We start from the raw sequence: 19,661 nt of genomic DNA on the forward strand, positions 1-19,661 counted from the left end.
ACACCTAGGTAAAGCTAAATCCGCAGACAAAACCACCAACACCCAGACCCATTCGCCTAGAATGTCGCCCACCAAAATCGCCATCCCCCACCATCTCTCATGTCCGCCGCCCCCACCAGCGCCATCGCTTACGGCCTAGCCACGTTAGCCGCCGACGGCACCATCCTTGACACTTGGTATCCGCGTCCCTCGCTCGCCGACAACGCCCCTCCCACCGGGACTCGTCATCTGACGCCTGAGGAAGCGCGCGCCGCGCTTGGCGAGCACGTGGCCACGGCGCTCGTCCGGGACACGCGCCGCAAGGTCGATATCGTTGCCGTGCGCACCGCCATTTCCTCGCTCGACGAGCCGCCCGCTGATGCTCACGACGCCTATCTGCGTCTGCATCTGCTCAGTCATCGGCTCATCCGGCCGCATGACGCCAATCTGGATGGGTTGTTTGGCGTGCTCGCCAACGTCGCGTGGACCTCGGTGGGGCCTTGTGCGGTGGATCAGGTTGACGCGCTGCGCTGGCATCTGCGCGCCACCGGGCAGGTTCTGGAAATTCGCGGCGTGGACAAGATTCCGCGCATGACCGATTACGTCGTGGCCAGTGGCGTGCGTATCGCGGACACGGCGCGTGTGCGGCTGGGCGCGCATCTGTCGCCGGGCACCACCGTGCTGCATGAAGGGTTCTGCAATTTCAACGCCGGCACGCTCGGCGCGTCCATGGTCGAAGGCCGCATCAGTGCGGGCGTGATCGTGGACGATGGCACCGATATTGGCGGCGGCGCGTCGATCATGGGGACCATGTCGGGTGGCGGCAAGCAGGTGGTGTCCATCGGCAAGCGTTGCCTGCTTGGCGCCAATTCGGGCATCGGCATTTCGCTGGGCGACGATTGCGTGGTCGAGGCCGGTTGCTACGTCACCGCCGGCACACGGGTGCTGACGCCGGAGGGCGCGGTGGTCAAGGCGGTGTCGCTGGCCGGTCAGCACGGGCTGCTGTTCCGCCGCAACTCGCAGACCGGCGCGGTGGAAGCGCTGGTGCGGACCGCGGCGTGGGGCACGTTGAATCCCGCGCTGCATTCGGGGCACTGAATGGAATATGGCCGCTGCGAGCGGCCATATCAATCATGCGGCGTGCGCTCGGTCACCCGAGCCGGCGCCTTGGCGTCAGGCGTATTCCGCCGTTTGCCCCAGCTGGTTGTACACCAGGTTGACGAAGAGGTCGGAACTCAGGATGCGCGCCACGCGGCATGAGAAGACCGTCTTGCCGCTGTCGTCCTGCAGGGTGACCGTGTCGGTCCAGTCGTTCAGATCGATGGGCTGCAGCGACTCGTAGGGCCACGTGACGCCGTCGATGTGCAGGCCTTGTGCGGACAAGGACACTTCGCGCGTTTCAAGGTTGGGGAAGGTGCCGCCGGTGATATAACGGAATGTGACGCGCGCGCCCTGCTCGGTCAGCGATTCCAGAACCGGCAGCCGGCGCCCCACGTAGTGGGAGCGGAAGGCGTCCATGAACGCGGGGAATTCGTCGATGCCGGTGGCGACTGTCCAGGCGCCTTGCGCGGCGCTGCGGTACGCCAGGCGGTCGGCGGATCCTGCTGGCGAGTCCGGCTGGCCGGTGTAGAGGCAGAGATCCTGGATGTCCGCAAATGCGGTGTAGGTGCGGGCGCCGCCTTCCTGGCTGACGACTCCGTTTTCGTGCAATTCAAAGCAATCCGGGGCGCTCCCCGTGCGGGTAAACACCGCGAATGCGTCTATGGCCTGCGGGGTTTCTCTATCTGTCATGCAACTTCCTGAATGGATTGGGGTGCTATCGCGGCCCAGGACGTCGCAATGTCTTGCGAGCCGTATTCTCCCCCATATGCGGAATACGTGCTTGATGACCCCAATTCCCGCACGTTGAACGGAAATCACTCGCCCGGCGGAATCGGCGCAAAACGCATGTGCTGCACGTCGCCGCGTCCGGCGATGATCGCGGTGGATTCGGGCACTTCTTCCCAGACACCGGCCATGTCCGACAGCGGCTCTGACAACAGCAGGAAGGCATCGTCGTCCATGGCGGCGATCTGCGCGTTGTCGGGGTAGAGTTCGCGCAGGTGGCGCACGCAGGTGTTGTGAAACAGCGTGCGCGAGTCGCCTTCGCTGGAATAACGCACCGCGATCAGGCGCTCGCCGTCCAGCGCGCATACGGTCATGTTGATGGGATGCGCCACGCCGTGGCGCCGGCCGGTTTCCTCGACCGCGCCCACCATGCGGGCGATTGCGGGGATAGGGTCTTCGTCCAGGCCGAACGTAAGGGCCAGAAGAAACATCACCTCGGAATCCGTGGAGCCTTCCAGCGATCCGAAATACGCGGGCGCAATCATCAGCATCAGATCACGGCGCAGCAGCGGGTAGTCGCGGATGAGGCCGTTGTGCACGAACAGCCATTGGCCGTGCCGAAAAGGGTGGCAGTTGGTTTCTTGCGCGGGGGTATCGGTGGCGGCGCGGATGTGCGCGACGAAGTGCGGTGCGTGGATGGCGCGGGCGGCCTCGCGCAGATTGCGGTCGTTCCAGGCCGGATGCACGCTGCGATAGCGGAACGGCGGTTCGATGGGGCGGCCTTCGATGGGGCGGCTGTACCAGCCCAGCCCGAAACCGTCGCCATTCGTGGTGGTGGCGCCCAGGCGGGAATGCAGGCTTTGTTCGATGAGCGAGTGCTTGGCGTTGAACAGCACGCTCTCCATCTGCAGGGGACTACCGGTGTAAGCCAGCCAACGGCACATGATGCGCTCCTTCTATCCGGATAGGCCAGTGTAGGAGCGGGGCGCGCGTTCCTTCAAGTCTTGGCTTACGCCCCCCGTCTTCGCCTGCAATGCCGTCGCGTGTTGCGCCGGGTTTGTAGCCCCCTGTGTGTGGAGGCCTGTGTATCGCGCCCCTGTGTGTCGCGCCCCTGGTCCGCCCCGCCCCTATTTGTTCAGCAGCGCCTTCAGCATGGCCATGCGCTCCTTGGGGCTCATGGCGGCCGTCGCGTCGTCCTCCTGAATGCGCACGTCGCCCAGGCCCATTTCCTCGATGAAGCGCGACGGCTCGCGCACCAGGTCTTCGCGCGCGCGGCGGCGGCGCTTGCACCAGCTCAGGTGCAGGCTGCGCTGCGCGCGCGTGATGCCCACGTACATCAGGCGCCGTTCTTCCTGAATGCGGGTGGCCAGGTTTTCGGCGGCGCGCGCAGGATCGCCGACTTCGTCGTCCTTGCCCAGATGCGGCAGCAGGCCTTCTTCCACACCGGCCAGATACACGTGCGGGTATTCGAGGCCCTTGGAGGCGTGCAGCGTGGACATCTTGACGGCGTCGGGCGCTTCTTCCTCGCCGCGCTCCAGCATCGTGACCAGCGCCACGTGCTGCACCAGATCGAAGAGCGACATGTTGTCTTCCTCGGCCTTGCGCTTGAGCCAGCCGGTCAGCTCCAGAACGTTCTGCCAGCGCGTCTGCGCGGGACGCTCTTCGAAGAGTTCGAACAGGTGACGTTCGTACTGGATGGCTTCGAGCAGGTCGTCGAGGATGGCGCCCGCGGGTTCCGCGGGCGCCGCGTCCTTGCCCGAGGCCGCGCCGCGGCCGGCGCGCCACTGCATGCGGCGGATGAATTCCGCGAAGGTGCGCAGCTGGTCAATCTGGCGCGGCGCCAGCACGCTTTCGAGGCCGGTCTCGGCCACGGCGGCCAGCAGCGACAGTTCGCGGCTGGCGGCGTACTGGCCCAGCGCCTGCAAGGTGGCCTGGCCGATGCCGCGCTTGGGCGTGGTGGCCGCGCGGATGAAGGCGGGGTCGTCATCGTCGTTGGCCAGCACACGCAGGTAGGCCAGAATGTCGCGCACTTCCGCCTTGTCGAAGAAGCTTTGCCCGCCGGAGATCGTGTACGGAATCTTCAAGTTGCGCAGCGCCTGTTCCAGGATGCGCGACTGATGATTGCTGCGGTAAAGGATGGCGAAATCCTTCCACTGCGCCTGGCGTTCGAAGCGCGCGGCGGACACCTTCATGGCGATGGATTCGGCCTCCTGCTCCTCGCCGTCCATGGCCGAGACCTGGATCGGTTCGCCCACGCCCAGCTCGGACCACAGTTTCTTTTCGAAGAGCTTGGGGTTCTTTTCGATGACCTGGTTGGCGGCTGCCAGGATGCGCTGCACCGAACGGTAGTTCTGCTCCAGCTTGATGAGCTTGATGTTCGGGTAGTCGGTGGTCAGCTTGGCCAGGTTCTCGATGGTGGCGCCGCGCCAGGCGTAGATGGCCTGGTCATCGTCGCCCACGGCGGTGAACATGGCGCGCGGGCCGGTCAGCAACTGCACCAGACGGTACTGGCACACGTTGGTGTCCTGGTATTCGTCCACCAGCAGGTAGCGCACGCGGTTCTGCCAGCGGGTGCGCACTTCTTCGTTGCTGGCCAGGAGTTGTGCAGGAATGCGGATGAGGTCGTCGAAGTCCACCGCCTGATAGGCGGCCAGCGTGGCGGCGTAGCTGCGATAGACGTTGGCGGCTTCGACGTCGCCCGGGGTGATGGCTTCGCGCGCGGCGTCGTCCGGCTCCAGCAGCGCGTTCTTCCACAGCGAGATGATGCCCTGCACGTGGCGCAGGCGGGCCTTGTCGGTGGTCGCCAGCAGTTCCTGGATGATGCCCATGGCGTCGTCGGCGTCCAGGATGGAGAACGTGGGTTTCAGGCCCGCGTTGCGCGCTTCTTCGCGCAGCATCTTCACACCCAGCGAGTGGAAGGTGCTGATGATCAGGCCCTTGGACAGCCTGCGGTCGACCAGCGTCTTCACGCGCTCGTCCATTTCGCGGGCGGCCTTGTTGGTGAAGGTCAGCGCGACGACGTTGCGGCCCATGTAGCCGCATTCGCGCAGCAGGTACGCGATCTTCTGCGTGATGACGCGCGTCTTGCCGCTGCCGGCGCCCGCCAGGACGAGGCAAGGGCCGTCCAGGTAGAGCGTCGCCTCCCGCTGCGCGGGATTCATGCCGTGGCCAATCGGTTCGCTTGCGGACATTGGAGATTCAGATCGTCATGCGTCGCGGCGGCCATGCCAACGCAGCCGGCACGCGAGAGGCCTGCCGCTGCCCGTCAATGGGCCGGAAAAACGCGAGAAAAAGGGGACGGGCGCAGCCGCCGCAGCGGGTCTGCCGCGCCGGCGCGATAGAGGAAGACGATCATAGAACAATCGGGTCGAAGGCGCATCGGCGGGTTGCCGCAGAGGCGCCCCACGTGGCCGCAGGTGTGCAACACCGGCGCATCGTCGCAGCGGCGAACGGTACACGGGGAGTCCTGCGATGCGCGACAGCCAGCCAGCGGCGCGGGGCCGCGGCGCCCCGTCGCACGAGCGGGCCGCCCTATCGCTTATCAGATTTCCAGCGGATCGACTTCCAGTTGCCAGCGCACGCGCGCCTCGTTCGCCAGATAAGGCAGGTGATGCGACCACGATGCGAGAAACGCCTGCAGCGCCGGCCGGCTGCTGCTTTCGGCCAGCAGCTGCGCGCGCTCGATGTTGGCCACGCGCACGACGCGCAGCGGCACGGGGTCGTACAGCATGATCGCGTCCATGCCGGGAAAATCGGCCGCCCATTCGCCCTCGGGCAGCACGCGGGCCTGCTCAAGGAACGCTTGCGCCACCTTGAGTTCGCGCGCCTCGGCGGTCAGCAGCGCCTGGTAGACGTAAGGGGGCAAGCCGGTGCTTTCGCGCTCGTGCAGCGCGTGGCGCGCGAACCCGGCGTAGTCGTGGCGCAGCAAGGCCTGGTACACGGGCTGCTCGGGATAGCCGGTCTGGATCAGCACTTCGCCGTTGCCCTGATGGCGGCCCGCGCGGCCGGCCACCTGCATCAGCTGCGCGAACAGGCGTTCGGGCGCGCGGAAATCATGGGCGAACAGCATAGAGTCCGCATTCAGCACGCCGACCAGCCCCAACCGCGCAAAGTCGTGCCCCTTGGCCACCATCTGCGTGCCGACCAGAATGTCGACCTCGCCGGCGTGGACGGACGCGAACAGCGCTTCGGCGCTGCCCTTCTTGCGCGTGCTGTCGGCGTCGATGCGAAGGATGCGCGCCTCGGGAAAGAGTTCGGCCAGGTGTTCCTCGACGCGTTGCGTGCCCCGGCCCATGGGTGCCAGATCCTGGTCGCCGCATTCGGGGCAGGCGCGCGGCACGGGGGCCTGATAGCCGCAGTGGTGGCACTGCAGGCGATGGCCGCGAAAGTCCGTGCGATGCAGCACGGTAAAGGCCGTGCAGCGCGGGCAATTGCTGACCCACGCGCAGGACTGGCAATGCAGCACCGGCGAATAACCGCGCCGGTTCAGGAAGATCAGCACCTGTTCCTTGCGCTCGAGCCGCTGGCCGATGGCCTCGAGCAGCTGCGGCGACAGCCCTTGCTTCATCTGCAGGCGGCGCGTATCCACCAGGCGGATCTTGGGCAGCTCGCTGGACCGCGCGCGGCCGGGCAACGTCAGGCGCAGGTAACGGCCACGCTCGGCGTGCTGCCAGGTTTCCAGCGACGGCGTGGCGGACCCCAGCACGACCGGAATGTTCAGATCGTGGGCGCGCCACACGGCAAGGTCGCGCGCCGAATAGCGCAGTCCGTCCTGCTGCTTGTAGGACGTATCGTGTTCTTCGTCGACCACGATCAGGCCCAGCTCGGTCAGCGGGGCGAAGATCGACATGCGCGTGCCCAGCAGCATGCGGGCCTGGCCGCGCTGGGCGCGGGTCCACGCCTGCAGCCGCTCGCCGTCGGACAGCCCGCTGTGCATCACCGCCAGCCCCTCGGGTCCGACCAGCGTTTCCAGACGCGCCCGCAGCGCGGCTTCGAGTTGAGGGGTCAGATTGATTTCCGGGACCAGCAGCAGCACCTGCCGCCCCGCCGCCAGGACTTTCTCGGCGGCACGCAGGTAGACCTCGGTCTTGCCGCTGCCCGTCACGCCGTGCAGCAGCACCGGTTTGAAGCCTCCCAGCGCGCCGATGGCCTGCACCGCCGCCTCCTGGGCCTCGTTCAGCGCCGGCGGCTGATCCGGCGTGGCCGGCGCGCGCGCGGTCTTGCGCTTGCGCGCATCCATGCGCGCCACGGGCCCTTCTCCGGACCGCTTGCCCTGGTAGGACGTGGGCTTGCGCAGCGGCGGCGGCAGCGTGGGCAGCATCACCTCGCCCAACGGGCGTTGATAGTAGTCCGCCGCAAAGCGCGCCATGCGCAACCACGCTTCGTCAAAAGGTGGCAGATCGTCCAGCACCGCCTCGATCGGACGGATCTGTTTGGGCTCGAAAGACGGCTCTGCGGGGTTGTCGACGACCACCCCAATCATCTTGCGCCGGCCGAACGGAACGATCACCCGCAGGCCGGCCGGAATCGGCGCGTCGCTGCGGTAATCGAACGGGCCGGGCAGCGGCACGTCCAGCGCGACGCGCACCCAGCACACCGCTGCGGTGTCGGGATTGGCTTGCGCGTCAGGCATGGAGTCGGGGGACATTGATCTAATGAAATAGGACTAGCCGAAAGTATGAGGACCGCTCGGCGCCACGTTGGAGGATTCTCGCTCGCCGCCGCGCCATTGATCCACCGGCGCCTGTGGATAACTTTGGGGAAAAGGCGAGAGCAACATCAGAAATTGGAATATGGCAAGAATGCACAAACTATTGCATCCCTGTTGATAAGCGACATTTTCCGATATAAAACAAGCACTTGAAGCCGGTTTCCAGATTGTAAGCCAGCTTGGGGAGGGTTTTCCCCGACCCCGGATTTAATGTGCACAAGTCGCCCGGGCGGCCCATCTGCTTCGGTCCTTGGGGCCGAAGCGTTCACTTACTTACGCGTGGAAGGCGCGGCTGTACTGGTGGACTTCATCGACCAATTCAGCTACAGCTTCTGGCGGAGTGAAGCGCGAAATGCCATGTCCCAGATTGAACACATGGCCGCCCTTGCCCACCGGGCCAAACGCGTCCAGCACGCGGCGCGCTTCCGCGCGAATGGCGCTGGCACCGCCAAAAAGCGCCATCGGATCCAGATTGCCCTGGAACGCGACCGAGTCGCCGGTGCGGCGCCGGGCCACCGCCAGATCCACAGTCCAGTCCAGGCCCACTGCGTCGCTGCCACAGGCCGCAATGTCTTCAATCCACTGGCCGCCGCCCTTGGTGAAGACGATGACCGGCACGCGCCGCCCTTCGTGCTCGCGGGTCAAACCGGCGACGACCTTCTTCGTGTAGGCCAGCGAGAACTGCTGGAACAGGCCGTCGGCCAGCACCCCGCCCCAGCTGTCGAACAGCATGACGGCCTGCGCGCCGGCGGCGATCTGGCCGTTCAGGTATTGCAGCGTGGCTTCGGCGTTGATCTCGAGGATGCGGTGAAGCAGATCGGGACGCGAATACAGCAGGGTCTTGATAAGACGGTAGTCGTCGCTGCCCTTGCCTTCGACCATGTAACAGGCGATGGTCCACGGGCTGCCGGCAAAGCCGATCAGCGGCACCTTGCCGTCAAGATCACGCCGGATCGTGCTGACCGCGTCGAACACGTACCGCAGCTTGTCCATGTCGGGCACCGCCAGGCGCGCGACGTCTTCTTCGGTGCGGATGGGATGCGCAAAGCGCGGGCCTTCGCCTTCAGCGAAGTCCAGCCCGAGGCCCATCGCGTGGGGCACGGTCAGGATGTCCGAAAACAGGATGGCCGCGTCCAGGTCGTAGCGCTCCAGCGGCTGCAGCGTGACTTCCGAGGCATAGTCCGGATTCTGCGCCAACCCCATGAACGAGCCTGCACGCGCACGCGTCTCGCGGTACTCGGGCAGATAGCGACCCGCCTGGCGCATGAGCCAGATGGGGGTGTAGGGCACGGGTTCGCGCATCAGGGCGCGCAAGAACACATCGTTCTTCAAACGGGGAGCAGACACGGCTAACCTCGATGATCGGAAGCCGTGAGTTTACTTCCCTTGGCTGACAAGGCGGGCCGCGCCCGCGTTGACGGGGTTGAGCGGGCGCAATGGGCGGCGGCTGCGGGCGTGCCGCCTGGTTAATCAACCCATGTCGTGCATCCGCGCCGCGGCCAGCGCCGCCTGACGGTAAGGCGCGGCTTCGATGCCGTGCTTGCGCATCAGCGCCCAGAACGCGCGGCGGTGCTTGGCGCAAGCACGTGCGGCCTGCGCGACGTTGCCGCCGTGGCGCGACAGCGCGTGACGGATGTATTCGCGCTCGAAGCCGTTCACCACCTGCGCCTTCGCCGCCCGGAATGTTTCTGGCACGCCACGCCGGTACTGGTGCCGCAAGCTGCTCAAGGCGTGCTCGACGATGTCGGCCGGCACCTTTGGACGCGCGGATCCCGCGCGAGATGCGTGGGGCGGATATACCGCGTGCTCGGCGCTCTGCGCCTCTGCATGCTCGCCCAGATAGTTGACGGGATGCTCATGGACGCTACCCGTCACGCCGGCACGGCGCACGGCGCCGCGGCGAGCCAGGCGAACCAGCCGCACCCGCAGGCTCTCGACGCACACCGGCTGCGAGATGAAGTCCGCCGCGCCCAGACTGAGCAAGTCCAGAATGGCGGGCGCTTTGACGTCGTGGATGAGCAGCAGAACGGGCGTCGTGAGCGCGCCGCGCGCCTGCTGCAAGGCCATGCGGGCCCAGGCGAGCGAAGACGGCGCCACGGGAAGAATGCAAGCGTCATAGCGCCGCAGCGACAACGCCTGCTGTGCAAGGGAGTCCGGCGGCGCCTCGGCAAGCGCCGGCGGAGCCAGGGACACCGGATGCAGCCGCACACGCGTCACCTTGGCCTGATGGCCGGCGATCCAGGCGCCCATCGTCGATTCATGACCGGGCGCCAGCAGCACCCCGCAATCCAGCACGTCTCGCATGCCTTCCTCGTTTGCATCGCAAAAACTGAAGGCTACTGTTGCAGACCCCGTGCCGACTATTCGTAGTGAACGCATTGCGGCAGGCCGCTACAGGGCGTAGCGCCGTGGGGCGGCGCAGGTTGGCGCGGGCTCGGCAAAATATCGGACGCATTCAGGTGTCAGACACCCTGCAAAAATATCGGACGCATTCAGGTGTCAGACACCCTGCAATAAGCAGGAATGAAAAAAAGCGGCCCCAGGGCCGCTTTTTTGTACGCCGGGACATGCCCGGAAACCGCATTGCCGCTTTAGTGCGAGCGGCCGCCTTGGCGCAGCTTGCGCGCCGCGATGGCTTGCGCAGCCAGCATGGCGAGCTCGGCTTCGACGACAGCGATGTCAGCCTTGTCCTTGGCGTTGGCCAGGGCCAGTTCGGCCTTCTGGCGCGCTTCCAGGGCGCGGGCTTCGTCGAGGTCGGCGGCACGGATAGCCGTGTCGGCCAGGACCGTCACGCTGCCCGGCTGAACTTCCAGGATACCCCCGGCGACGAAGATGTTTTCCTCGCCTTGGTCGGCACGAACGATCTTGACCGTTCCGGGGCGTATGCGCGAGATCAGCGGGGTGTGGCCGGGCAGAATGCCCAGTTCACCCGACTCGCCAGGCAGAACCACGAACTTCGCCTCGCCGGTGAAGATCGCTTCCTCTGCGCTGACCACATCCACATGCAGGGTAGCCATATCGGTTCCTTATTGCAGTTTCTTGGCCTTCTCGAAGGCCTCGTCGATCGAACCGACCATGTAGAACGCCTGTTCCGGCAGGGAGTCGCACTCGCCGTTGACGATCATCTTGAAACCACGGATGGTTTCGGCCAGCGGAACGTACTTGCCGGGCGAACCGGTGAACACTTCAGCAACGTGGAACGGCTGCGACAGGAAGCGCTGGATCTTACGCGCGCGGGCCACGGCCTGCTTGTCTTCCGGCGACAGTTCGTCCATGCCCAGAATCGCGATGATGTCGCGCAGTTCCTTGTAGCGCTGCAGCGTCTGCTGCACGCCACGGGCAACCGAGTAGTGCTCTTCGCCGACGACTTGCGGGTCGAGCTGGCGGCTGGAGGAGTCGAGCGGATCGACGGCCGGGTAGATACCCAGGGCGGCGATGTCACGCGACAGCACGACGGTGGAGTCCAAATGCTGGAAGGTCGTGGCAGGCGACGGGTCGGTCAAGTCGTCCGCAGGGACGTACACGGCCTGGATCGAGGTGATCGAGCCGGTCTTGGTCGACGTGATGCGTTCTTGCAGCTTGCCCATTTCTTCGGCCAGCGTGGGCTGATAACCCACGGCGGACGGCATACGGCCCAGCAGTGCGGACACTTCGGTACCGGCCAAGGTGTAGCGGTAGATGTTGTCCACGAAGAACAGGATGTCGCGGCCTTCGTCACGGAACTTCTCGGCCATCGTCAGGCCGGTCAGCGCGACGCGCAGACGGTTGCCGGGGGGTTCGTTCATCTGACCGAACACCATGGCGACCTTGTCCAGAACGTTCGACTCTTCCATTTCGTGGTAGAAGTCGTTGCCTTCACGGGTACGCTCACCCACGCCGGCAAACACCGACAAACCGCTGTGCTGCTTGGCGATGTTGTTGATGAGTTCCATCATGTTCACGGTCTTGCCCACGCCGGCGCCGCCGAACAGGCCGACCTTGCCGCCCTTGGCGAACGGGCACACCAGGTCAATAACCTTGATGCCGGTTTCCAGCAGTTCCACCGACGGCGACAGTTCGTCGAAACGGGGAGCGGCTTGGTGAATACCACGCTTTTCTTCGTGCTGGATCGGGCCGGCTTCGTCGATGGGACGACCCAGCACGTCCATGATGCGGCCCAGCGTGCCGGTGCCGACGGGCACCGAGATCGGGGCGCCCGTGCCGGTGACCTTCATGCCGCGGCGCAGACCGTCGCTGGAGCCCAGCGCAATGGTACGTACCACGCCGTCGCCCAGCTGTTGCTGCACTTCCAGCGTCAGACCCTTTTCGGCGAACGAGGAACCCTCGTCGGCCAGAGTAAGCGCTTCATAGATCTTGGGCATTTGATCGCGGGGGAACTGAATATCCACCACGGCGCCGATGCACTGAACGATGGTTCCGTTGCTCATGTCGATTCCTTGCTTGATAGCTTTTGACGGGATGCTGCCTGCCTCAAACGGCGGCAGCGCCCCCTACGATTTCCGAAATTTCTTTGGTGATCGCGGCCTGACGGGTCTTGTTGTAGACCAGTTGCAGATCGCCGATGACCTTCTTGGCGTTGTCCGACGCCGCCTTCATGGCGACCATCCGGGCCGACTGCTCCGAAGCCATGTTCTCGGCCACGGCTTGGTACAGCAGGCCTTCAACGTAACGCTGCAGCAGGTCGTCGATCACGCTACGGGCGTCGGGTTCGTAGATGTAATCCCAGCTGTATTCCGACTTCACTTCCGAGGTCTTGGCCAGGCTATCGGCGCCCGTCTGGTACGGATCTTCCAAACCGCTGGCCAACGGCAGCAGACGCAGGAACAGGGGCTCTTGCTTCATCGTGTTGACGAAGCGGGTCGAGGCCACGTACAGCGCGTCGATGCGGCCTTCCAGGTAGGCGTCCAGCTGCACCTTGATCGCGCCCAGCAGGCGGTCGAGTTGCGGCTTGTCGCCCAGTTGCACTTCCTGGGAAACCAGTTTGGCGCCGATACGGGTCAGCACACCCACGCCCTTGTTGCCGAAAGCGGTCGCCTGCACGGCGATGCCGGCTTTCTCGAACTCTTTCAGCTTGCCCAACGTCACACGCGTGATGTTGGTGTTCAAGCCGCCGCACAAACCCTTGTCGGTCGTCACCATGACCACGCCGACCGCCTTGATTTCGCGTTCGACCAGGTACGGGTGGCTGTACTCGGGATTGGCCTGCATCAGGTGCGCAGCAATCTCGCGCACCTTGGTGGCGTACGGACGGCCTGCACGCATCCGCTCCTGCGCCTTGCGCATCTTGGATGCGGCGACCATTTCCATCGCCTTGGTGATCTTGCGCGTGTTTTGCACGCTCTTGATCTTGGTTCGGATTTCCTTAATTCCGGGCATTGCGCTTTCCTGTGAAGACTGGCCGATGGGTTCCGCTCGCGCCTCAACCATCCGGGAAGGATGGGTGAGGCGCCTGGGACGCCTAACCCATCACTTTCTTAAAAAGCACCGTGCTTCTTGAATTCCTGAACGGCGGCGGCCAGTTCGGCCTCGTCGTCCTTGGACAGTTCCTTGGTGTCTTCGATGCGCTGGATCAGAGCAGCGTGCTTGCTCTTGAGCTGATCCTTCAGCGACTTCTCGAACGACAGCACTTGAGCCACGTCCACGTCATCCAGGTAGCCGTTGTTGACCGTGTACAGCGTGACGGCCAGTTCCCACACTTGCAGCGGCTGGTATTGCGGCTGCTTGAGCAGTTCAACGACGCGCTTGCCGCGCTCGAGCTGGCGACGGGTGGCGTCGTCCAGGTCAGAGGCGAACTGCGCGAAGGCGGCCAGTTCACGATACTGCGCCAAGTCGGTACGGATACCGCCGGACAGCTTCTTGACGACCTTGGTCTGGGCAGCGCCACCGACGCGCGACACCGAGATACCGGCGTTGATTGCGGGGCGGACACCGGCGTTGAACAGGTCGGTTTCCAGGAAGATCTGGCCGTCGGTGATCGAGATCACGTTGGTCGGAACGAAGGCCGACACGTCGCCTGCCTGGGTTTCGATGATCGGCAGCGCGGTCAGCGAACCGGTCTTGCCCTTGACGGCGCCTTCGGTGAACTTCTCGACGTACTCTTCGTTGACGCGAGCAGCACGCTCCAGCAGACGCGAGTGCAGGTAGAACACGTCGCCCGGGTAGGCTTCGCGGCCCGGCGGACGGCGCAGCAGCAGCGAGACCTGGCGGTAGGCCCAGGCTTGCTTGGTCAGATCGTCATAAACGATCAGGGCGTCTTCGCCACGATCGCGGAAGTATTCGCCCATCGTGCAGCCGGCGTAAGCGGCCAGGTACTGCATGGCGGCGGAGTCGGAAGCCGACGCGGCCACGACGATGGTGTATTCCATCGCGCCGTGCTCTTCGAGCTTGCGGACCACGTTGTTGATCGTCGAAGCCTTCTGGCCGATAGCGACGTACACGCAGGTGACGCCCTTGCCCTTCTGGCTGATGATCGTGTCGACGGCCACGGCGGTCTTGCCGGTCTGGCGGTCGCCAATGATCAGTTCGCGCTGGCCACGGCCGATGGGAACCATCGAGTCGATAGCCTTGACGCCGGTTTGCAGCGGCTGCGACACCGAGCGGCGGGCGATAACGCCAGGCGCCACTTTTTCGATGATGTCGGTTTCTTTGGCGTTGACAGGGCCCTTGCCATCGATGGGCTCGCCCAGCGTGTTGACCACGCGGCCTTTCAGTTCCGGACCGACCGGAACTTCCAGAATGCGGCCGGTCGTCTTGACCTGGTCGCCTTCGGAAACGCCGGTGTAGTCGCCCAGAATAACGGCGCCGACGGAATCACGCTCGAGGTTGAGCGCCAGACCGAAAACGTTGTTGGGGAATTCGAGCATTTCGCCCTGCATCACGTCGGACAAGCCGTGGATGCGGGTAATACCGTCGGTCACGGACACGACGGTGCCCTGAGTACGGACATCAGCCGAAGCGCCCAGGCCCTCGATGCGGCTCTTGAGCAGTTCGCTGATCTCGGAGGGATTGAGTTGCATATTGACTCCTGGAATCCTGTTAGTAGCCTTAAGCGGCGAGCTGATCGCGCATGCGGACCAATTGGGCTTGTACGGAAGTATCGAGCACCTGGTCGCCGACGGCCACGCGCACGCCGCCGATCAACGACGGGTCGACGGTAACGCTGGGCTTGAGCTTGAGGCCGAATTTTTGTTCGAGCGCGCCGACCAGATCCTTGACCTGGGCATCGCTGAGCTCGAACGCGCTGGTGATTTCCGCCTGCGCCGTGCCTTCGTGACGATTCCGCAGCGCGACGAATTGCGAGGCGATCTCGGGCAGCAGCAGCAGCCGGTCGTTTTCGACCAGCAGCTCGATGAAATTACGGGCGGCCTGCGGAAAATCGGCCTTGATCAGGCCGGTAAACAGTTCGACGCGCTGCTTGTCACCCAGACGCGGGTCGGCCATGGCCTCGCGCACGTCGGGGTTGGAGGCGACCTGAGCCATTACGCTGACCAGGTCGGCCCACGCCGGCAAACCGGCCTTGTCGTCGCGCGCTGCGCTGAAGAGCGCTTCAGCGTAGGGCCGGGCAACAGTGGAAAGTTCAGCCATGACGGTCCCGGATTAGAGCTGCGCGCGGAGCTGGTTCAGCAGCTCGGCGTGTGCGCGGGCGTCAACCTCGCGCTTGAGGATCTGTTCAGCACCCTTGACGGCCAGCGCGGCGACGTCGTCGCGCAACGCTTCACGGGCGCGCTGGACTTCCTGCGCGGCATCCTGGGCAGCCTGCGCCACGATGCGGGCACGTTCGGCTTCCGCTTCGCGGCGGGCCTGTTCGATCAGGGAGGCGGCTTGCTTCTCGGCCTCGATGATGCGTGCGTGGTTTTCGGACTTGGCAGAAGCCTCGATCAGACTGACGCGCGCCTGGGCTTGAGCCAAGTCGGCTTTGCCCTTCTCGGCGGCGGCCAGGCCGTCGGCGATTTTTTGGCGGCGCTCGTCCATCGCCTTCGTCAGGGGAGGCCACACGAATTTCATCGTGAACCAGCCCAGAACGAAGAACACGAGCATCTGGAAAATGATCGTCGCGTTCAGATTCACGGTCGTTCCTTTAACACCTTGCGGCTCCGACCGCACCCGGAAAGGGGCGTCGCGGAGCACTCGATACTTTGCTGACCGGCGATGGAGCCGTTGCTCTCATCGCCGACAGCGTCATGACCCACCTATTTGCCGGCGGGCGGTGCCTTAGCCGACGAACGGGTTGGCGAAGGCGAACAGCATGGCGATACCCACGCCGATCAGGAATGCCGCGTCGATCAGGCCAGCCAGCAGGAACATCTTCGTTTGCAGAGCGTTCATCAGTTCAGGCTGACGAGCCGAAGCTTCCAGATACTTGCCGCCCATCAGTGCGATGCCGATGCAAGCGCCGATAGCGCCCAGACCGATGATAAGACCGCAAGCGAGGGCAACGAAAGCGACGTTGGTCATGACAACTCCTTGGTTAGAAATCTGAAGTCAAAAATTGAAAAATAAGAGGTACAGCTCAATGCAAGATAATCTTGCTATCCGATGCCGGCCGGGTGGCCGACACCGGAAATTCGGGGGATCAGTGGCCTTCGTGAGCCTGGCCGAGGTACACCAGCGTCAGCATCATGAAGATGAAGGCCTGGAGCAGAACGATCAGGATGTGGAAGATTGCCCAGATCGAGCCGGCCAGGATGTGGCCGATGCCCAAGCCGATGCTGGCGCCGTTGAAGCCGGTCCAGGCGCCGCCCAGGAGAGCGATCAGCATGAAGATCAGTTCGCCGGCAAACATGTTGCCGAACAACCGCATGCCCAGCGACACGGACTTGGCGGCGTATTCGATCAGGTTCAGCAGCAGGTTGAACGGAGCCAGCACGATGGCGCCCAGGCCATGCGCATGGAACGGCGCGGTGAACAGTTCTTTGACGAAGCCGCCCGGCTGCTTGATCTTGATGCCGTAGTAGAACATCAGGAGCAGCACGCCCAGCGACATGCCCATCGGCACGTTCAGGTCGGCGGTCGGCAGAATGCGGTGGTAATAGAGGGGATCGCCGTGCTCAGCACCCAGGCCGGTCAGGCGCCAGATGGAGGGCAGCAGGTCGACGGGCAGCAGGTCCAGCGCGTTCATCAGGATGATCCAGAGGAACACGGTCAGGGCCAGCGGGGCGATGAAAAGACGGCTCTTGGCATTGTGGACAATGCCCTTGGCCTGGTCATCGACCATGTCGACGATCATTTCCACGAAGGCCTGGAAGCGGGAAGGAACGCCGCTGGTGGCGCGGCGCGCGGCGCGCCACAGGAAGAAAATGACGATCAGGCCCATCAGGCCGGACCAGAACAACGAGTCGTAATTGATGATGTCGAACTGAGCAATAGCGCTCTGTTTCTCACCCGTATTGTTCAGATGCACCAAGTGATGCTGAATATACGCGGATTGAGGCGACACGTCGCTGGCAGCAGCCATTTGAACCTATCCTATTTGCTGTATGCCCGGTCCTTGCGAACCGGACGATTCCACGATTTCGTTTGCCGCAACTTACTCGGCGCTAAGACAGCCTGCGGAACATCAGAAGCAGGAGATAGCCTTTCAATGTGAGTATCAGACCGAGCAACGCGGCAGGCCACACAAGCCAGTCATGCGTCACACGCGAAAGCAGCCACAACAGCAATGCCGTTGCGAACAACTTGATCAACTCACCAGAGAGAAAGGTAAAGGGACTGGCCTTACCGGCCCGAACGCTGACAGCCAGGCGCAATGCGAACAACGCATTGGGTATGAAATACGCTCCTGCCCCCGCCAGCGCCGACCAACCTGCCGCCGCCCCTCCGACAACCCCCGCTATTACTGCTGCTGCGAGCCCCATGGCGCCTTGCGCCGCCAATGCCAACAAGAGCCCACGGCTAGCTTGTGCATTCAGCGCCGCGCGATCCGCGTCACTGAGTACCAGAACTTCCACCACATCCGGATCGATCGAATCCTGATCCAGGCTGGGCCTCAGACCGGGTTTCTTCCCCTGCCCTTGCTGCATGGAGCTCTGCTGCATCAAACTTCCCCGCTTAACTTGGCCCTGAGGGAATCGACGCGCTTTTTTAGGCGCATGTTTCTTATCCCGCAAGCGTCAAACCCGCAGAGTATAGCTTGGTTTTTTGCACCCTAGCAAATGAACTTTCGGCCGTTTGTAAGGCGGCAACAACGCCCGCTTGCGACAGAAAAATTGGGGACGAGCGAGCGGCCCGCCGAGGCGTGTCCGCAAGCGCGCGCCCCTCATGAAAAGGCGCGCGGCCCCTTGCAGGAAACCGCGCGCCCGATGGGCTTCACAGACGGGCGCTTGCCGAACGCGCCCTTGCCGGACCTTAGTCTTCCTTGACCGGCGGCGGCGCCCACTGCCCGTCCAGGGCGCTGTTCTGCGGCGCGTACAGGCGCATGCTGAGCACGAACGGACCATCGGCGGCCGGCGTGCTGACCCAGTTGGCGCGCTTGGACTCGCCCGGGTCACGGCGCTGGACGTAGATGTCGAGCGAGCCGTCGGCGTTGTACTTCAGGCCGTCGGTGCTGCGGATCACGTAGCGGTTGGCCGGATTTTCGGCAAAGCCGTACTTGCTGTTGTAGACATGCAGCGACCAGAGCTGCGCCGGGGGCAGTTGACCCTTGTCGAAGTGCAGCACGTAGTCTTCGTTCGAGTCCAGGGGACGGCCCTTCGAATCAGACACGGTGACCGGATACAGCACGTCTTCCGGCGTCGGCGCGCCCAGGCCGGCGTAGGCGATGGCGGCGCGGCGCGTGTAGTCGGTGCCGTAGGTGCCGATGCCCGTCAGCACGGTGTTCCAGCCGTTGATCGGTGTGGCCAGGCGCGAGACGTTGTCGGCGATACGGCGGCCCGCCAGCGGTTGCGCATCCGTCAGGGCCTGCTGCACGGCCGGGCTCAGACGGCCATACGAGAAGGGCTGACGGTCATCCAGGCCGATGCGGCGCATGCGGTCCAGCATGGGCGTGTCGTTGGCATGCGGCGGGTTGTTGCGCAGCGCGTCGAAGAACACGGCAAAGAACGAGGCGGCATCCATGCCCGCGACCTGCTCGGCCGGGGTGCCATCGGGTACGGTGGTCGCCGGGGCCGGCATGGGCAGCGTGCTGCCGATCGGTGCGGTGCCAACACTGGAGCCGGTCTGCGGGAAGGCGTTGCCGGCATTGCGGCCGCGGGGCGTGGTGGCCGGGGTCACGGGCACCAGCAGCGGACGCGCCGTCATGCCGGACTGGATCTGATTGACCGCGGCGTAGTCCTGCGGACCGCCGGCCTGCGTCCAGCCGATCAGCCAGCCGGTCGAGGTCGGGGCGCGGATCACGTCGACGCCCGCCGGCACGGTGCCGTTCCAGTGCGGACCGACGATGGCGAAGGACTGGGCGCCATGGCCGTTGGTGCGCGTGCCGCGCGAGGCGAAGACGTCGCTCCACATGTCCAGCGCGGACAGCACGGTGTAGCGGCCGCCGGTGTCAGGCAGGCTGATGATGAGCGGGGCGCGCGAGACGTCGAACCACAGGCTGGAATACAGCGCGTCGGCGCTGGGCCACGGCGCGTCGGTGGCGCGCGGGTCGGGGAAGGCGGCCTTGTGGCCGAACTGGTTCATCGGCGCCTTGCCGTCCAGCGGGCTTTGCACGGCCGTGGCCTGGCGGCGGGCCAGTTCCATCAGCACCATGGGATACGCATAGACGTAGGCGTCGATGGCGGTGTCGCGCAACTCGGCCTCGCTCATCTGCGGTGCGGCGGCCTGGCCGGCCTGATAAGGCGTCTCGGAGACCAGCCGCAGCGTGGACTGCGGCGATTGAGCCTGGGCAACATTGAGAAAGCAGACGCTGAGCGCGCCGGCGAGCGCAGCCGTGGACAGCCGGCGGGTAGCGGTAGGTATACGCATGCAAGGCTCCTTCTTGATTTTGTTTGCAATCGAGCCGCCGCGCGGGACTTGCCAGTGTGGGGGGCAAGCCGCTCTGGCGCGGCACCTCGGGATGACGCTCAATCAGGATAGGGCCGAAGTCTGCAACAAGGTGCTAGCCAGAAGTTTCAAGGCGAAACCTGGGGATTGCCCGTAGATGGCCATGAAAAAGCGCGCCGTCATAGGGCGCGCGGGGCAATGAAGGGCCTGCTGTGGATGCAGGCCTGGA

At 64.5% G+C, this 19,661-nt stretch carries 17 protein-coding genes; 1 reads left to right on the top strand and 16 read right to left on the bottom strand.

The annotated features are described in order from the left end of the window. Positions 1–99 precede the first annotated feature (99 nt). Positions 100–1,077 (top strand): 2,3,4,5-tetrahydropyridine-2,6-dicarboxylate N-succinyltransferase, encoded by a 978-nt coding sequence (gene dapD / locus KW836_RS01465; RefSeq protein ID WP_175186071.1) that lies wholly within the window; start codon positions 100–102, stop codon positions 1,075–1,077. 75 nt (positions 1,078–1,152) lie between these two features. Here dapD and KW836_RS01470 read toward each other — a convergent pair whose 3' ends face one another. From KW836_RS01470 to KW836_RS01545, 16 genes are all read right to left on the bottom strand, one after another. Continuing rightward, positions 1,153–1,770, bottom strand: a complete 618-nt coding sequence (locus tag KW836_RS01470) for a hypothetical protein (RefSeq protein ID WP_218342261.1) — start codon at positions 1,768–1,770, stop codon at positions 1,153–1,155. A 125-nt stretch (positions 1,771–1,895) separates the two neighbouring features. Beyond that, positions 1,896–2,750, bottom strand: a complete 855-nt coding sequence (locus tag KW836_RS01475; protein ID WP_218342262.1) for a class II glutamine amidotransferase — start codon at positions 2,748–2,750, stop codon at positions 1,896–1,898. Positions 2,751–2,933: 183 nt separating this feature from the next. After that, complete coding sequence (locus KW836_RS01480) at positions 2,934–4,997, bottom strand: UvrD-helicase domain-containing protein (protein WP_218342263.1); 2,064 nt, start codon at positions 4,995–4,997, stop codon at positions 2,934–2,936. 350 nt (positions 4,998–5,347) lie between these two features. Further along, positions 5,348–7,453, bottom strand: coding sequence for a primosomal protein N' (locus KW836_RS01485; protein ID WP_218342264.1), 2,106 nt, complete (start codon positions 7,451–7,453; stop codon positions 5,348–5,350). 336 nt (positions 7,454–7,789) lie between these two features. Further along, entirely contained in the window at positions 7,790–8,863 is a 1,074-nt protein-coding gene (gene hemE, locus KW836_RS01490; protein ID WP_218342265.1) for a uroporphyrinogen decarboxylase, read from the bottom strand. A gap of 123 nt (positions 8,864–8,986) precedes the next feature. Beyond that, positions 8,987–9,820: a helix-turn-helix domain-containing protein gene (locus KW836_RS01495; RefSeq protein WP_255595058.1), complete on the bottom strand. Its 834-nt coding sequence runs from the start codon at positions 9,818–9,820 to the stop codon at positions 8,987–8,989. A gap of 287 nt (positions 9,821–10,107) precedes the next feature. Next, the gene (locus KW836_RS01500; RefSeq protein WP_056327609.1) at positions 10,108–10,533 is read right to left on the bottom strand and encodes a F0F1 ATP synthase subunit epsilon; all 426 of its coding nucleotides are present in this window, start codon (positions 10,531–10,533) and stop codon (positions 10,108–10,110) included. 9 nt (positions 10,534–10,542) lie between these two features. After that, entirely contained in the window at positions 10,543–11,943 is a 1,401-nt protein-coding gene (gene atpD, locus KW836_RS01505; RefSeq protein ID WP_175125099.1) for a F0F1 ATP synthase subunit beta, read from the bottom strand. 43 nt (positions 11,944–11,986) lie between these two features. Then, entirely contained in the window at positions 11,987–12,892 is a 906-nt protein-coding gene (gene atpG, locus KW836_RS01510; protein ID WP_105237122.1) for a F0F1 ATP synthase subunit gamma, read from the bottom strand. 98 nt (positions 12,893–12,990) lie between these two features. Then, complete coding sequence (atpA, locus tag KW836_RS01515; RefSeq protein WP_105237121.1) at positions 12,991–14,532, bottom strand: F0F1 ATP synthase subunit alpha; 1,542 nt, start codon at positions 14,530–14,532, stop codon at positions 12,991–12,993. A 28-nt stretch (positions 14,533–14,560) separates the two neighbouring features. Then, the gene (locus tag KW836_RS01520; protein ID WP_175139473.1) at positions 14,561–15,100 is read right to left on the bottom strand and encodes a F0F1 ATP synthase subunit delta; all 540 of its coding nucleotides are present in this window, start codon (positions 15,098–15,100) and stop codon (positions 14,561–14,563) included. Between the two features lie 12 nt (positions 15,101–15,112). Further along, on the bottom strand, positions 15,113–15,583 hold the full coding sequence (locus KW836_RS01525; protein ID WP_008167494.1) for a F0F1 ATP synthase subunit B: 471 nt from the start codon (positions 15,581–15,583) through the stop codon (positions 15,113–15,115). Between the two features lie 144 nt (positions 15,584–15,727). Then, entirely contained in the window at positions 15,728–15,970 is a 243-nt protein-coding gene (atpE, locus tag KW836_RS01530; RefSeq protein ID WP_003815363.1) for a F0F1 ATP synthase subunit C, read from the bottom strand. A 118-nt stretch (positions 15,971–16,088) separates the two neighbouring features. Continuing rightward, complete coding sequence (gene atpB / locus KW836_RS01535; RefSeq protein ID WP_056564907.1) at positions 16,089–16,970, bottom strand: F0F1 ATP synthase subunit A; 882 nt, start codon at positions 16,968–16,970, stop codon at positions 16,089–16,091. Between the two features lie 82 nt (positions 16,971–17,052). Next, complete coding sequence (locus KW836_RS01540; RefSeq protein ID WP_063955419.1) at positions 17,053–17,466, bottom strand: ATP synthase subunit I; 414 nt, start codon at positions 17,464–17,466, stop codon at positions 17,053–17,055. Between the two features lie 394 nt (positions 17,467–17,860). Then, positions 17,861–19,414, bottom strand: a complete 1,554-nt coding sequence (locus KW836_RS01545; protein ID WP_175125097.1) for a DUF1254 domain-containing protein — start codon at positions 19,412–19,414, stop codon at positions 17,861–17,863. Positions 19,415–19,661 lie beyond the last annotated feature (247 nt).

The sequence above is a fragment of the Achromobacter sp. ACM05 genome (assembly GCF_019218915.1).
GTDB lineage: Bacteria > Pseudomonadota > Gammaproteobacteria > Burkholderiales > Burkholderiaceae_B > Achromobacter > Achromobacter animicus.

What these genes read in the sequence shown, in the direction of transcription:
- KW836_RS01495 (WP_255595058.1), bottom strand. Translation starts at nt 9,820, where the DNA reads ATGCGAGACGTGCTGGATTGCGGGGTGCTGCTGGCGCCCGGTCATGAA.
- atpA (WP_105237121.1), bottom strand. Translation starts at nt 14,532, where the DNA reads ATGCAACTCAATCCCTCCGAGATCAGCGAACTGCTCAAGAGCCGCATC.
- dapD (WP_175186071.1), top strand. Translation starts at nt 100, where the DNA reads ATGTCCGCCGCCCCCACCAGCGCCATCGCTTACGGCCTAGCCACGTTA.
- atpE (WP_003815363.1), bottom strand. Translation starts at nt 15,970, where the DNA reads ATGACCAACGTCGCTTTCGTTGCCCTCGCTTGCGGTCTTATCATCGGT.
- KW836_RS01500 (WP_056327609.1), bottom strand. Translation starts at nt 10,533, where the DNA reads ATGGCTACCCTGCATGTGGATGTGGTCAGCGCAGAGGAAGCGATCTTC.
- KW836_RS01475 (WP_218342262.1), bottom strand. Translation starts at nt 2,750, where the DNA reads ATGTGCCGTTGGCTGGCTTACACCGGTAGTCCCCTGCAGATGGAGAGC.
- KW836_RS01470 (WP_218342261.1), bottom strand. Translation starts at nt 1,770, where the DNA reads ATGACAGATAGAGAAACCCCGCAGGCCATAGACGCATTCGCGGTGTTT.
- KW836_RS01545 (WP_175125097.1), bottom strand. Translation starts at nt 19,414, where the DNA reads ATGCGTATACCTACCGCTACCCGCCGGCTGTCCACGGCTGCGCTCGCC.
- KW836_RS01520 (WP_175139473.1), bottom strand. Translation starts at nt 15,100, where the DNA reads ATGGCTGAACTTTCCACTGTTGCCCGGCCCTACGCTGAAGCGCTCTTC.
- atpB (WP_056564907.1), bottom strand. Translation starts at nt 16,970, where the DNA reads ATGGCTGCTGCCAGCGACGTGTCGCCTCAATCCGCGTATATTCAGCAT.
- KW836_RS01485 (WP_218342264.1), bottom strand. Translation starts at nt 7,453, where the DNA reads ATGTCCCCCGACTCCATGCCTGACGCGCAAGCCAATCCCGACACCGCA.
- KW836_RS01480 (WP_218342263.1), bottom strand. Translation starts at nt 4,997, where the DNA reads ATGTCCGCAAGCGAACCGATTGGCCACGGCATGAATCCCGCGCAGCGG.
- atpD (WP_175125099.1), bottom strand. Translation starts at nt 11,943, where the DNA reads ATGAGCAACGGAACCATCGTTCAGTGCATCGGCGCCGTGGTGGATATT.
- atpG (WP_105237122.1), bottom strand. Translation starts at nt 12,892, where the DNA reads ATGCCCGGAATTAAGGAAATCCGAACCAAGATCAAGAGCGTGCAAAAC.